The sequence below is a fragment of the Thermoanaerobacter siderophilus SR4 genome (assembly GCF_000262445.1).
Classification (GTDB): domain Bacteria; phylum Bacillota; class Thermoanaerobacteria; order Thermoanaerobacterales; family Thermoanaerobacteraceae; genus Thermoanaerobacter; species Thermoanaerobacter ethanolicus.
Genome location: NZ_CM001486.1, coordinates 527,784 through 542,414, shown reverse-complemented (window position 1 = coordinate 542,414; position 14,631 = coordinate 527,784). Strand labels below are relative to the sequence as shown.

At 32.9% G+C, this 14,631-nt stretch carries 11 protein-coding genes and 1 pseudogene; 11 read left to right on the top strand and 1 reads right to left on the bottom strand.

What is annotated here, in order from left to right; all coding sequences use genetic code 11:
- Positions 1–25 precede the first annotated feature (25 nt).
- The 9 genes from THESIDRAFT1_RS02600 (at position 26) to THESIDRAFT1_RS02560 (ending at position 10,993) form a co-directional block, all read left to right on the top strand.
- A complete protein-coding gene (locus tag THESIDRAFT1_RS02600) occupies positions 26–1,585 on the top strand; it encodes a glycoside hydrolase family 28 protein (RefSeq protein ID WP_006569458.1) in 1,560 nt (519 codons plus the stop codon).
- Between the two features lie 14 nt (positions 1,586–1,599).
- Positions 1,600–2,433, top strand: a complete 834-nt coding sequence (gene kduI / locus THESIDRAFT1_RS02595; protein WP_039929109.1) for a 5-dehydro-4-deoxy-D-glucuronate isomerase — start codon at positions 1,600–1,602, stop codon at positions 2,431–2,433.
- A 15-nt stretch (positions 2,434–2,448) separates the two neighbouring features.
- The gene (locus tag THESIDRAFT1_RS02590; protein WP_006569456.1) at positions 2,449–3,810 is read left to right on the top strand and encodes a family 4 glycosyl hydrolase; all 1,362 of its coding nucleotides are present in this window, start codon (positions 2,449–2,451) and stop codon (positions 3,808–3,810) included.
- A gap of 80 nt (positions 3,811–3,890) precedes the next feature.
- Entirely contained in the window at positions 3,891–4,673 is a 783-nt protein-coding gene (gene kduD, locus THESIDRAFT1_RS02585; RefSeq protein WP_006569455.1) for a 2-dehydro-3-deoxy-D-gluconate 5-dehydrogenase KduD, read from the top strand.
- 66 nt (positions 4,674–4,739) lie between these two features.
- The gene (locus THESIDRAFT1_RS02580) at positions 4,740–6,092 is read left to right on the top strand and encodes an MATE family efflux transporter (protein ID WP_006569454.1); all 1,353 of its coding nucleotides are present in this window, start codon (positions 4,740–4,742) and stop codon (positions 6,090–6,092) included.
- A gap of 3 nt (positions 6,093–6,095) precedes the next feature.
- The gene (locus tag THESIDRAFT1_RS02575; protein ID WP_006569453.1) at positions 6,096–6,743 is read left to right on the top strand and encodes a bifunctional 4-hydroxy-2-oxoglutarate aldolase/2-dehydro-3-deoxy-phosphogluconate aldolase; all 648 of its coding nucleotides are present in this window, start codon (positions 6,096–6,098) and stop codon (positions 6,741–6,743) included.
- A gap of 30 nt (positions 6,744–6,773) precedes the next feature.
- Entirely contained in the window at positions 6,774–7,610 is an 837-nt protein-coding gene (locus tag THESIDRAFT1_RS02570; RefSeq protein WP_006569452.1) for a sugar phosphate isomerase/epimerase family protein, read from the top strand.
- A gap of 60 nt (positions 7,611–7,670) precedes the next feature.
- Positions 7,671–8,618, top strand: a complete 948-nt coding sequence (locus tag THESIDRAFT1_RS02565) for an AEC family transporter (protein ID WP_006569451.1) — start codon at positions 7,671–7,673, stop codon at positions 8,616–8,618.
- Between the two features lie 170 nt (positions 8,619–8,788).
- Positions 8,789–10,993: a fibronectin type III domain-containing protein gene (locus tag THESIDRAFT1_RS02560; RefSeq protein WP_006569450.1), complete on the top strand. Its 2,205-nt coding sequence runs from the start codon at positions 8,789–8,791 to the stop codon at positions 10,991–10,993.
- Positions 10,994–11,028: 35 nt separating this feature from the next.
- Here the strand turns inward: THESIDRAFT1_RS02560 and THESIDRAFT1_RS02555 are convergent, their stop codons facing one another.
- Positions 11,029–11,511, bottom strand: coding sequence for a Uma2 family endonuclease (locus THESIDRAFT1_RS02555; RefSeq protein WP_157632002.1), 483 nt, complete (start codon positions 11,509–11,511; stop codon positions 11,029–11,031).
- 383 nt (positions 11,512–11,894) lie between these two features.
- On the opposite strand from THESIDRAFT1_RS02555, the pseudogene THESIDRAFT1_RS02550 reads away from it, so the two are divergent.
- Both THESIDRAFT1_RS02550 and THESIDRAFT1_RS02545 read left to right on the top strand, forming a co-directional pair.
- Positions 11,895–13,471: pseudogene (locus tag THESIDRAFT1_RS02550) on the top strand (UDP-glucose--hexose-1-phosphate uridylyltransferase).
- Positions 13,468–14,631 carry a galactokinase gene (locus THESIDRAFT1_RS02545; protein ID WP_006569447.1) on the top strand — a complete coding sequence of 388 codons (1,164 nt, stop codon included), beginning with the start codon at positions 13,468–13,470 and terminating at the stop codon, positions 14,629–14,631. Before THESIDRAFT1_RS02550 ends, THESIDRAFT1_RS02545 begins: the two are co-directional and overlap by 4 nt.

Genomic DNA, 14,631 nt, shown 5'->3' with positions numbered 1-14,631 from the left:
TATTTCATGGAGGGGAAGATGGTGTATGCTGAAATTAAACACAGTTGCGGTTACATCAAGAACTGCATCCTTAGAAATTGAAAATGATGAATGTTACTATGTACCTAACAAAATGTATGTATATGTAAATGATACAAAAAAATATGAAGTAAATACCAATGTATTCACGATTAAGAATTTAATTCCAGATACTGAATATCTAATCATGGTTGAAGATAGTGTTACATTAGAAAAAAGTGATAAAGTTATGATAAAAACTTTGGAAGAGAAATTTATGGTAAATGTGAGGGATTTTGGTGCAAAAGGCGACGGAAAGACCATAGATACGTCGTTTATACAAGCAGCAATTTATTCCTGTCCTGAAGGAGGAAGAGTATTTTTTCCTGGAGGAATATATTTAACAGGCCCAATATTCTTGAAAAGTAATATTACTTTAGAATTGAGTAAAGATGCTGTTTTACTTGGTGCTAATGATAGAAATTTATATCCTATTCTTCCGAATACTATTAAGTCTCAAAATTCTGATGAAGAATTATATTTGGCAACATGGGAAGGAGAAGCAGCAGAGTGTTTTGCAAGTCTAATAACAGGTATAAACATTGAAAATGTAAATATTATTGGAGAAGGAACTATTGATGGAAACGCTAATTTTGAAACTTGGTGGAAAGAACACAAAATTAAAAAAGGCGCATGGAGACCAAGAACTGTTTTTTTAAACCAGTGCAAGAATATTTTAATTGAAGGAGTAACAATAAAAAATTCTCCTGCATGGACTATACATCCATTTCAAAGTGAAAATTTAAAATTTATAAATTTGACAATCGAAAATCCCAAAAATTCACCTAATACGGATGGACTAAATCCGGAAGCCAGCAAAAACGTTCTTATATTGGGATGTAAATTTTCCGTGGGTGATGATTGTATAGCTATAAAAGCTGGGAAGTTTGACATGGCACAAAAGTTAGGTAAATTGACAGAGAAAGTATTTGTGAGAAATTGTTATATGGAATATGGCCATGGAGGAGTTGTTATAGGCAGCGAAATGTCAGGCGGCGTGAAAGAGGTATATGTGGAAAAATGTATTTTTAACAACACAGATAGAGGAATTAGAATAAAAACGCGTAGAGGCAGGGGAGGATTTATAGATGAAATTCATGCTGATAAAATACGAATGAATAGGGTAAAAACTCCTTTTACTATTAATAGTTTTTATTTCTGCGATGTTGATGGAAAAACAGAATATGTTTGGAGCAAGGAAAAATTGCCTATTGATGAGAGGACTCCATATATAGGTAATATTTATCTTAAAAATATTAATTGTACTGATACACAGGTGGCAGCAGGATTTATATACGGATTACCGGAGAGAAAAATAGAAAAGGTAATAATGGAAGAAATATATGTGGATTTTGACCAAAATGCAAAAGCTGACTATCCTGAAATGTTAAGTTTTGTGGAGCCAATGTGCAAAAATGGCTTTTATTTCAATAATGTAAAATATCTAAAGCTAAAAAACGTTAAGGTAGAAAAGGCTGAAACAGAACCATTTATTAAATTAAATATTGATGAGGAAGAAATATTATAAAAGGGGTGTGAATGATGGAAGTTAAATATGCGGTTCATCCTGATGATTATAAACATTATACTACTGAAATACTTAGAAAACATTTCTTGGTAGAGAAAATTTTTGTGAAAAATGAGGCAAATCTAATTTATAGCCATGTAGATAGGATTATTTTTGGAGGAATTATGCCTGTAAATAAAAACATAGAACTAAACAATATGTTAAATGAGCTAAAATCGGAATATTTTTTAGAAAGAAGAGAAATGGGAGTAATAAATATAGGAGCTGATGGAATTGTTACAATAGATGGAACTGACTATTATCTTAAAAGCAAGGATGGATTATATATAGGGATGGGAGCAAAAGATATCCAGTTTAAATCGATAGATCAAGAGAGGCCTGCAAAATTTTATGTAAGTAGTACTCCTGCTCATACTTCTTACCCTACAGTTAAAATAGAAATTAGCAAGGCAAATCCTGTAGAATTAGGCAGTCTGCAAACTTCAAACGAAAGAACAATATATCAATATGTACATCCTGCTGTTTGCAAAAGTTGTCAATTATTGATGGGCATGACAATACTGAAAGAAGGTTCAGTATGGAATACTATGCCTTGTCATACCCATGATAGACGAATGGAAGTATATTTTTACTTTGATATGGATGATGATACGAGAGTATTCCATTTTATGGGTGAACCTCAAGAAACAAGGCATATTGTAGTGGCGAATGAACAGGCTGTAATATCACCGAGTTGGTCTATACATGCAGGAGTTGGTACAAAAAATTATGCATTTATATGGAGTATGGCGGGCGAAAATCAAGACTTTGAGGATATGGATTTGATAGATGTGAGAAATTTGAAATAGGAGAGGTGTTTCTAAGTGAAATATATTGGAGATAAGGCTGAGGATATGAAAATTGCTTATATTGGAGGAGGTTCAAGAGGCTGGGCATGGCGGCTTATGTCAGATCTTGCGCTTGAGCAATCAATTTCAGGAACGGTATATTTATATGATATAGATTATGAAGCTGCTAAAACAAATGAAATTATTGGAAATAATTTAAAAAGTCAGTGGCTTTACAAATGTGTAAATAATATTGAAGAAGCATTAAGAGGTGCGGATTTTGTTATTATATCAATATTGCCGGGTACTTTTAATGAAATGATGTCAGATGTTCATACTCCAGAGAAATTTGGAATATATCAATCAGTTGGTGATACGACTGGACCTGGAGGTCTTTTTAGAGCACTGAGGACTATTCCTTTGTATGTGGAATTTGCGAATAAAATAAAGGAATATTGCCCTGAAGCATGGGTAATCAATTATACTAATCCAATGGCATTGTGTGTAAAAACATTATATGAAACTTTTCCTAAAATAAAAGCTTTTGGATGTTGTCATGAAGTATTTTCTACACAAAATTTGATTGCAAAAGCTGTCAAGGAGATAGAAGGCATTGAATGTTCAAGAGAAGATATAAGAACGAATGTGCTTGGCATTAACCATTTTACCTGGATAGACAAAGCTAGTTATAAAAACATAGACTTAATTCCAGTTTATAAGAAATTTGTAGAAAAGTATTTTGAATCAGGATATGAAGATAGAGGAGATTGGAAAGAAAGCTATTTTAATTCGGCTAATAAAGTGAAATTTGACTTATTTGAAAAGTGTGGAATAATTGCTGCTGCAGGAGATAGACACTTAGCAGAGTTTGTACCATTTTTAGGGTATTTAGAAAATCCAGAAACGGTAGCAAGATGGAAATTTCATTTAACGCCTGTGTCATGGAGAATAAAAAATAGAGAAGAGCTAATAGAAAAAAGCAAAAGGATAGCAAATGGAGAGGAAAAATTTGAAATAGAACCATCTGGTGAAGAAGGAGTAAAACAAATAAAGGCTCTTTTGGGTTTAGGCGATTTAATCACAAATGTGAATCTTCCTAATATTGGTCAAATGGAAGGAATTGATTATGGTACAGTTGTAGAGACAAATGCACTTTTTACCAAAGACAGAGTACAACCTATCGTTTCGGGGGAATTACCTGAGGCTGTAAATATGTTGCTAGCGCCGCACGTTTTAAATCAAAAAATGATTTTTGAAGCTGCGATAAAAAAAGACAAAGATTTAGCTTTCCAAGCATTTTTAAATGATCCATTTCTAAGAAAATTAAGCTATAGTGACGCTAAAAAGTTATTTAATGAAATGTTTGAAAATACAAAAGAATATTTACTAGGATGGTAATTAGAAAAGAATTAAAAAGATTAGCAAGATACTTTTATCGTTTTAAAAATTCAATAAAAGCAAAAGGAGGATAAGGCAGGATGGGATTTTCGCTTACTGATTTTTCTATGGATTTTTTCTCTTTAAAAGGAAAAGTTGCAATAGTGACAGGTGGAAATACAGGATTAGGTCAAGCTTTTACTGTGGCTCTTGCAAAAGCAGGTGCTGATTTGTTTGTAGTGACACACAATGAAAATTGGGAAGAGACAGAAGATTTAGTTAAAACAGAAGGCAGGCGAGTTACGTTCTTTAAAGCTGAATTAACAGACAAAAATCAGATTAAAGCAATTGTAAATGAATGCCTTAGAATATATAATCGTATAGACATATTAGTAAATAATGCTGGTACTATAAGAAGGGCCTCTTTATTGGAGTACCAAGAAAAAGATTGGGAAGACGTAATAGCTGTGAATTTAACTGCTGTATATTATTTAAGTCAAGAAGTAGCTAAAATTATGGTAAAACAAGGTGGAGGGAAGATTATAAATATTGCATCAATGCTTTCATTTCAGGGTGGTAAATTTGTTCCAGCATATACTGCAAGTAAACATGGAGTTGCAGGCCTTACAAAAGCATTTGCAAACGAATTAGCACAATATAATATACAGGTTAATGCAATTGCTCCAGGATATATGATAACAAAAAATACAGCTCCTATTAGGGAAGATAAAATGCGCTATGAAGAAATATTATCAAGAATACCAGCCGGACGATGGGGTGAACCTTTTGACTTAATGGGGGCAGTAATTTTTCTTGCAAGTCGCGCTTCAGATTATGTTAATGGCCATATTTTAGCTGTAGATGGAGGGTGGCTTGTTAGATAGAAATTTATTCTGATAACTATGAAAATTAAAATTTATATAATACTAGTCAAAATAGGATGAAGAAAAATGCTTTTAAAAAAAGAAGTCTCAGTATTGGCTATACCTGTAGTTGTTGAACAAACTTTTATAATATTAGCAAGCGTAATTAATGCCATTATGGCTAGCCGCTTGAGTAAACAAGTAATTTCAGCTATAGGAATGGCTGATTCTTTAAACAACATATTAGTAAATATTTTTTCAGGATTAGCAATCGGAGGGACAGTTGTAATAGCACAATATATAGGTCAAAACAATAGAAAAAGTGCAAATAGAGTTTTAAAACAAGTACTGTATTTTGGCATTCTTGTTTCAGTTTTAGTTACTATTTTAGTTTGGCTATTTCGCTATCAGATAATTGCACTATTATACAAATCAGCGGAAAGCAAGGTATTAAATAATTTAATGATTTATTTGCAGATAACAATTTTGAATTACCCATTAATTGCCATCCAGTTAATTGCATTAGGAGCTTTACGAGGAAGTGGCGATACTAAAACGCCAATGAAAATTAACATTATCATTAATATAAGCAATGTAATTTTTAGCTACATATTTATGTATGGGGTAAAAACAGTTGGTTTAGACAGTATGGGGATTAAAGGAGCAGCTTTAGGCATAACTTTATCGCGAATAATTGGAGTATTGGCAATTTTAACTGAACTTACAAATCCTAAACATAAAGTATTTTTAAATCGAATAATTAAATATAACCCGGATTGGAAAATACTAAATGCAGTTTTCACAGTAGGAATTCCGGCAAGTATAGAATCATTGCTGTTTACTAGTGGGAAATTGATAGTACAGATACTGGTAGTTGGACTTGGAACAGCATCTATTGCAGCGGATTCGATTTTTAATTCTATATTGTCGATTTTTAATATTCCTGGTAATGCACTAAGTGCTGCAGCTACTATTTTAGTTGGTCAGCATATGGGGAGGCAAGAAATAGGCGAGGCTAAGAAATATATTATGTATACGACGAAAGTTGCTGCTGTTATTTTAGGAATTTTAGGAGCTATTTCCTATCCTTTTGCTCATAATATTGCTTCTTTTTATACGTCAGATGAAACAGTTATAAAAATAGCAAGTGACCTTATAAAATTGAACTCTGTATGCATACTTTTATGGCCACCTTCTTTTATATTTCCAGCAGGACTTAAAGGATCGGGAGATTCTAAATACACAATGGTCATTTCTACTATAACTATGTGGCTGTTTAGAATAGGACTTGCATATATATTTGGAATAGTATTAAAATTGGGATTAATTGGCGTTTGGATGGGCAGATATGCTGATTGGGGTGTACGGGGAATCTTGTATTTTATAAGGTTGCATGGGAACAAATGGAATAAAATACTTGTAAAAAGTGAGGGGGTCTAATTTATGGAAAGGATACAAACAATTAAACAAATAGTTGAAAATGGTATTGTCGCCGTGATTAGAGCAGAATCAAAAGAAGAAGGGAAAAAACTTGTCGATGCAATAAAAAAAGGTGGAATAAAGACAATTGAAGTTACTATGACTGTGCCAGGTGCTGTGGATATAATAAAAGAACTATCTAATGTTTATAAAGATGATGAGGTGATTATAGGGGGAGGAACAGTTCTTGATCCAGAAACTGCAAGGATGTGTATTATGGCGGGTGCAAAATTTATTGTAAGTCCGAGTCTTAATATTGAAACAATTAAATTGTGTAATAGGTATAGAGTATCTGTTATACCTGGCGTTATGACTGTCACTGAAGCAATACAAGCCCTTGAATATGGTGTGGAAATTCTCAAGTTATTTCCCGGAAATTCTTTTGGACCATCTATAATAAGTGCTTTTAAAGGGCCATTACCACAAGCAAATTTTATGCCTACGGGAGGAGTGAACCTTGATAATATAAAGGATTGGATAAAAGCTGGTGCTATAGCAGTTGGCATAGGAAGTGATTTGACGAAAGGCGCAAAAGCAGGAGACTTTGAACTTGTTAAAGAAACTGCTGCTAAGTTTGTCGAAGAAATAAAAAAAGCAAGGGAAGGTAAATAATTCTGAAACTATTTTAAGGGTGATGTAAAATTGAACATTGGAATACGAGCTCATGACTTAGGTAACCTCAGTATCGAGAAGCTGGCTGAAAGCGTTGCGCGAAATGGTATAAAGGCTGTGCAATTAGCACTTACAAAATCCTTTCCAGAGTTAAATTTACAGATTGGTAGTCTTAGTCCTGGTTTAGGACAATATATAAGGGACATTTTTCACAAATATAATATCCAAATTGCGGTACTTGGTTGCTATGTTAATATAATTCATCCAGATCTAAAAGAAAGACACAGATTGCTAGAATTTTTTAAAGAACATATAAGGTACGCAAGAGATTTTGGTTGCAGTGTTGTAGGAACTGAAACAGGTAATGTGCATGTTGAAATGGGATATACACCTGATAATTTTAGTGAAAAAGCTTTTATTGAGGTTGTCAAGAGTGTAAGAGAATTAGTTGAGGAAGCAGAAAAATTTGGCGTAATTGTAGGTATAGAACCGGGTGTTAACCATCCTGTCTATTCACCAAGAATGATGAAAAGACTTCTTGATGAAGTACCATCTAATAATTTGCAAGTTATTTTTGATCCCGCTAATTTACTGACTGTAGAAAATTATACGCATCAAGAGGAAATTTTTTGCGAGGCAATGGAACTTTTCGGAGATCATATAGTAGTTATACATGCTAAAGATTTTGTCATAGAAAATAACAAACTAGTTTTTGTACCAGCAGGCAAAGGACTTTTAAATTATCGTGTGTTATTTAAAATGATAAAGTATAAAAAACCGTATATTAATATTTTGGTGGAAAATACAAAGGGCTTTGATATAAATAAATCTATAGAATATTTAGAAAGAGTCTATGAAACAGTATAAGATTCAAGTAGAATATTTATTATTTTATGCAAATCGCACTCACTTAAGGAGGCATATAAATTGCAAACTTTCTTATCATCTGCTCAAGGAGTATTGACGATAGTATTTATTTTAATTCTTGGATATTATTTGTCAAAAATCGGATGGTTTGATGAAAAAACATCAGATTTGTTTGCCAAACTTGTTGTAAATATTTCTTTACCTCTTAATATGATAGTAACAATAGTAGCGACTTTTTCGAAAGAACAATTAATACATTCAGGAAAAGGGCTATTAATACCTTTTTTGTCAATACTTTTATCCTACTTTATGGCATATGTACTTGTTATACTCTTTAAAATTAAAAAAGGCAGAAGAGGCGTATTTATGGCAATTTTTTCGCTTTCAAATGCAATATTTGTGGGGCTTCCTATGTCTCAAGCACTTTTTGGAGAAGTCGCAACACCATATACGCTTTTATATTACATGGCTAATACTACAATTTGGTGGACTTTAGGGGTTTATGGTATTGTGCGAGATACAAATGGTAAAGATGAAAAAGTATTTACTTTTGATACTTTAAAAAGGATATTTAATCCACCTCTTTTAGGGTTTGTCATAGGAGTGATTTTCGTTTTTACTAATATTTCTCTTCCTAAATTTATTTTTGAAAGTTTTAAAATGATTGGAAATTTAACCAGTCCACTTTCGATTTTTTATGTTGGAATTGTCATATATGAAATGGGGTTTGATAAATTTAAACTTGATAAAGATGCTATTTTGGTTTTTGCTGGTAGGTTTTTGGTAACGCCAGCGTTAGTAGTGATATTGAATTTATTTATTCATGTTCCACAGCTAATGCGGAATGTGTTTATAATTATGTCAGCAATGCCTGTTATGGTGAACTCGTCAATAATAGCAAGAGTTTATGGAGCAGATTATGAATTTGCAACGAGCATGATTACTTACACGACAATTTTTAGCGTAATTATAATGCCATTTTTAATGGTTTTGATAAAAGTCATATAATTTATGAATAAATTTAACAAAAACAATTTAAACTCAAGTAACGAAGTTCATAAATGTCGTAATTAAATTTTTTCTAAAATTTGAAATTTAGAGAAAAGAGGTGATGTCTTCTAAAAAACTTACAAATTAAATTTAAATTGATTAAACACTTTTAAGGGAGGTTAGAAAGCATGGGAAAGTTTGTAAAATGGCCAAAGTTGCTGCTGAAGGCTGGCTTAGCTTTATTACTCACAACCGTTTTGCCATTTACAACAGCTTTTGGGAATTTACCTAAGAATGAGAAACCATCACCTCCAGTTGCACTTCGTGTTTTAGATGGGTCACTTACCAGCAATGAGCTAACTTTGATATGGGAAAAGCCTGATAATTATCAAGATATAACTGACTTCAAAATAGTGGTAAGAGGGCCAGGGTATTATCATGAATATTTTGCAAGTGACAATCCAACTGTTGCAAATCAAAACTATATAAAACTTTTTTATGAACAACACATAGGAGAATTAAAAAATGATGAAGGAAAAGTTATAAGAGAAGCTTATAAAATTTTAATGCATTCATTTTATGTTAAAGGATTAAAACCAAATACAGAATATGTTTTTTCAGTTCAATCAGTTGGCAAAAATGGAGAACTATCAGTTCCTGTAACTATAACTTATAGAACACGTCCTACTATACCTGCTTCTAATATTATTAATATAGAGTCAATGGGAGCTATAGGGGATGGAACTTTAGCAGATGATATAAATGGAACCCCATCCTCAGGAACGTTAAATACTGAAGCAATTCAAAGAGCAATTGATGCATGTCCACCAGGTGGTATTGTTTTGGTACCTGCTGGTAAAATTTATCTAACAGGGCCAATTACTTTGCATAGCAATATGACACTTCTTGTAGAGGGTACTCTATTAGGAACAGTTGATGCAAACCAGTATCCAAATCCTTTTGATACTGATAAAACTCGAATAGCTGAAAAATCTATGCCACTTATTTCTACACCTTCTACAGGAACATACGAAAATATAAAAATTATTGGACATGGTGTAATAAATGGGAATGGCTGGGCGAAGGTTGCTGTTAAGGAAACATCTATTCCGCTTGGTACTACCTTTGATCAATATCAAAAAGGAAACAGTAGTAACATTTTTACAACAGCTAAAAATCATCTAGCTTTAAATCAATTTAATAAATATATCGAACAAGGTGAAAAAAATGCTTATGCGACAAGATCTAATTTAATAGATTTAAAAAATGTAACGAACGTTTATATAGGAGATGGTCTGACAGTTACAAATCCTTCTTATCACACTATTTCGTGTAGTAATTGTAAAAATGTTATTTTGAATCAGTTAATAGCATCGACGTACGATTGTAATAATGGTGATGGCATAGATTTTAATGGTACAGGGCTTATTGTTGTGAATTCTGTATTTAACACAGGCGATGATAGCGTAAATTTTGAAGCTGGAGTTGGGCTTGCCGGTGAAAAAAATCCACCTACTGAAAACGCATGGATATTTAACAACTATTTTGGAAGAGGACATGGTGTAGTCGCAATGGGTAGCCATACAGCTGCTTGGATACAAAATATTTTAGCTGAAGATAACGTAATAAATGGAAATGCTGTGGGGCTAAGAGGGAAATCACAAAGTGGAAATGGAGGTGGCGCAAGAAATATAATATTTAGAGATAGTGCGCTTGCTAATATAACTGACAATGATGGTTCTCCATTCTTACTTACCGTTGCTTATTCTAGTGCTCCTCCCACTGACTTGAGCAATTGGGCGCCTGATGAACCTACTTTTCATGATATATTAATTAAGAATTGTACTGTAAATGGTACTAAGAAATATGCAATTTTAATACAAGGTTCACCTGATGGGTATGACTATAATCTTACATTTGATAATATATATTTCGGAGCGGGCACTTATCAAACAAAGATGGCATACTTGAAAAATTGTACTTTTAATAATGTAGTGTTTTATGGTTCTACACCTAACTATGATGGTAATAAAAAAGTTCCAGTAAATCCCTGGTTTGCTACAAATGCAAGTTCACTTATGTTTAAAGGTATTACAACTTCTCCAGATCCATTCCTTGCTCCAAATTGGCCAGTGGACAGCAAAGTTGTAGCCACAATTATTAATCGTAAAGAAGTAAATATAACCTGGAGTCCAGCTGTTGATAGAACTTTTACAAAGTATCTTATAAAAAATGGAGATGAAACAGTTGCCATATTAAATGCTGATACAATTTCTTATACAATAACTGGACTTTTGCCTAATAAAGACTATCAGTTTACTATTTATGCTGTTAATGAAGAAAATAATATGACAGAAGGCCCAAGTGTCTTTTTTAAAACAACTAACAAATGATTGAGTTTAAAAGTGCAGAGATTTCCTCTGCACTTTTAAAATATATTTTTCAAATCAATTTTTAAGTCATCGAATATCACCGATTTTAATACCTCATCTTTTGAAAAATTAATTGGTTCACCGTATACGCCGTCTTGCAAACTGAATATCTGAATTTCTTGGTTTTTTGGTGATACTATCCAATATTCTTTTATTCCAAACCTCATATATAAATCCATTTTTATGATATAATCTTTTGATGCTGTGGAAGGAGATAGTATCTCCACCACAAGTTCAGGTACTCCAGTATAGTTATTTTCAGTGAGTCCTTTTTCATCACAAATAACAGTTATATCTGGCTGTACTTTGTGCTTTTCTTGGTCATTTTGTAGTATAACATCTAAAGGGGCAACAAAATGTTTGCACTTTTTATCTATAAAATATATTCCAAATTCTGTCGATAAGTTCGTTAAAATTCTTTGGTGTGCCACTGAAGGGGCGGATAACAAATATATTTCGCCGTTTATGAATTCGAGCATTTCATCAGTTTTAGAGTCTATTTCTTCGAATTCTTCATAAGTAATTTTTTGTTTTTAGGTATTATATTTTCCATTATATCATCCCCATTTACTACGTTCTAAATATATTTTAGCACATTTTTCAATATTAACAATTATTCATTACCTTTATAAAAATATCTAAAAAACTTTTTATAAACTAGAAGGAATTTTTAAATATGTGTCGAATATAAATAAAAAAGAGGTTAATTAAAATAATAAACAAACTCTTTTAAATGTTTTTCATTGCATGTGAATGTCATGTTTTAATAATCTCTTGTTTTAACAAAGCCATTGTATACTGTGGATTTCTTTTTATTACAGACTTAATTAAAAAATATAATAAAGTCACTGGAGGATATATTATGGATTCCAGAGAGGTAGCATTACACATCGAGCGGCTTATAAAGTTTGCACTTAAAAAAGGCTTGATAGAGGAATTAGATGTGATTCCAAGCCGCAATGCACTTATGGATTTATTTAAAATAGAAAAACCTTATGAAGGTGAGGTTTCTGAGGAGGAATTAGAAAGCCCTTCTCCTATTTTAAACAAATTATTGGACTATGCGGTGGAGATAGGCCTTATTGAGGATACTGTTACCTATAGAGATTTAATGGATGCAAGAATTATGGGGCTTTTAATGCCAAGAGAATCAGAAGTTGTAAAAAAGTTTAATACCATTGCCTCTGAAAAGGGGATTGAAAAAGCCACAGAGTATTTTTACAAATTATCTCAAGCCTCCAATTACATCAGGATGGATAGAACTTCGCAAAATTTATATTGGCGTACTCCCACAGAATACGGTTCTTTAGAAATCACTATAAATCTTTCTAAGCCAGAAAAAGATCCAAAAGAAATTGAGGCGGCAAAGAAAATTCCTCAGTCAGGATATCCAAAGTGCCTTTTATGCATTGAAAATGTAGGTTTTGCGGGAAATTTAAATCATCCAGCAAGGCAAAACTTAAGAATAATCCCAGTAAAAGTTGCGGGAGAGCAATGGTATTTCCAGTATTCACCTTATGTATATTACAATGAGCACTGCATTTTGCTCCATGAATCCCATATTCCAATGAAAATATCAGAAAAAACTTTTGTGAGGCTTTTTGATTTTATTGAGCAATTTCCTCATTATTTTATGGGCTCCAATGCGGATTTGCCAATTGTGGGAGGCTCAATTTTATCCCATGAACATTTTCAAGGGGGAAGGCACGTTTTTCCAATGGAAGAGGCTTCTATAGAAGAATACTTTATACATCCTCAATATCCTAACATTAAAGCAGGAATAGTCAAATGGCCTATGTCTGCAATTCGCCTTTCAAGTAAAGACAGGGATAAATTAACAGAGTTTTCTTCACATATATTGAATACCTGGAAGGACTATAGTGATGAATCATGTGACATATTGGCATATACTAAAAAGAATGGGGAACTTATCCCTCACAATACGATTACACCTATTGCGAGGATTAATAAAGAGGGGGAATTTGAAATTGACCTTGTCCTTCGGAATAACAGGACAACAGATGAATACCCCTATGGAATTTTCCATCCTCATGAGGAACTTCACCATATAAAAAAGAAAACATTGGACTTATAGAAGTTATGGGATTAGCAGTTTTGCCAGGAAGGCTTAAATTTGAGCTGGAGGAAATTATTAAGTTTTTAATAGGGGAAGAAAAATTTAATCCAGACTTGTATGATGAAAGCAGTCCTTTATACAAACATATTCAATGGATTGAAGAATTGGTTTTAAAATATGGTACTAACTGCACTCGAGAAGAAGCCGAAAGCTATATAAAACAGGAGGTTGGAAATAAATTTTTGAAGGTTCTTTTAGATGCAGGAGTTTTTAAAAGAGATGAAAAAGGGAAAAAAGCCTTTGAAAGATTTATGAAAACAGTAGGCTTTGAAAAAATAGATATGAAAGGAGACCTTAAATGAAAACGGCTGTAATTGAAGCACTTGAAAAATTCTACGGTAAAAATGATGCTGAAATAAGGCTTTTCTATTCTCCGGGACGAGTGAATCTTATTGGAGAGCATACAGATTACAATGGAGGCTATGTATTTCCTTGTGCCCTTGACTTTGGAACATATGCTGCGATTAGAAAAAGAAATGACAAAAAAGTCTTCATGGCTTCTTTAAATTTCGATTTAAAGGTGGAAGTAGACCTTGATGCACTTATTTATGATAAAAGCCATGATTGGGCCAACTACCCGAAAGGGGTTTTAAAAGTGCTACAGGATGAGGGGTATGACTTTTCTGGATTTGAAATTGTGTTTGAAGGCAACATTCCAAATGGTGCTGGACTTTCCTCATCTGCTTCAATAGAGCTGGTTACTGCTGTTGCAGTGAATGAAGTTTTCAATTTAAATATTGACAGAATAAAATTGGTGAAATTGTGTCAAAAAGCAGAAAATACTTTTGTTGGGGTAAATTGTGGCATAATGGACCAATTTGCTGTTGGAATGGGTAAAAAAGACCATGCAATTTTATTAAAAAGCGATACATTAGAGTATTCATACGTGCCTTTGAAGTTAGAAGGTTATAAAATTTTGATAACAAATACAAATAAAAGGAGAGGGCTCTTGGATTCAAAATACAATGAAAGAAGAAGTGAATGTGAAAAAGCCCTTTCATACCTTCAGAGGGCTTTACCAATACACAATCTTTCGGAGGTTTCAATTGAACAGTTTGAAGAATATAAACATTTAATACCGGAGGAAGTGCTTGTAAAAAGGGCAAGACATGTTATAACAGAAAATAAAAGAGTTTTAGATGCAGTAAAAGCACTTAATGATAAAGACTTAATCAAATTTGGAGAATTAATGATTGAATCTCACAATTCTTTGAGAGATGATTACGAAGTTACAGGGAAAGAACTGGACACTTTGGTAGAAGAAGCGTTAAAATTAAAGGGAGTAATAGGTTCCCGTATGACTGGAGCAGGCTTTGGTGGCTGCACTGTAAGCATTGTAAAAGAAGATGTAGTAGAGGAATTTATAGAAGTGGTTACTCACAATTACACTCAAAAAATAGGCTACAGGCCAACAGTCTATATAACGGGAATAGGTGAAGGAGCAGGAGAAATTAAATACTGA

Bases quoted from the DNA above. Each gene is read 5' to 3' on its own strand.
- THESIDRAFT1_RS02600 (WP_006569458.1), top strand. From the start codon at position 26: ATGCTGAAATTAAACACAGTTGCGGTTACATCAAGAACTGCATCCTTA.
- kduI (WP_039929109.1), top strand. From the start codon at position 1,600: ATGGAAGTTAAATATGCGGTTCATCCTGATGATTATAAACATTATACT.
- kduD (WP_006569455.1), top strand. From the start codon at position 3,891: ATGGGATTTTCGCTTACTGATTTTTCTATGGATTTTTTCTCTTTAAAA.
- THESIDRAFT1_RS02580 (WP_006569454.1), top strand. From the start codon at position 4,740: ATGCTTTTAAAAAAAGAAGTCTCAGTATTGGCTATACCTGTAGTTGTT.
- THESIDRAFT1_RS02575 (WP_006569453.1), top strand. From the start codon at position 6,096: ATGGAAAGGATACAAACAATTAAACAAATAGTTGAAAATGGTATTGTC.
- THESIDRAFT1_RS02560 (WP_006569450.1), top strand. From the start codon at position 8,789: ATGGGAAAGTTTGTAAAATGGCCAAAGTTGCTGCTGAAGGCTGGCTTA.
- THESIDRAFT1_RS02555 (WP_157632002.1), bottom strand. From the start codon at position 11,511: ATGCTCGAATTCATAAACGGCGAAATATATTTGTTATCCGCCCCTTCA.
- THESIDRAFT1_RS02545 (WP_006569447.1), top strand. From the start codon at position 13,468: ATGAAAACGGCTGTAATTGAAGCACTTGAAAAATTCTACGGTAAAAAT.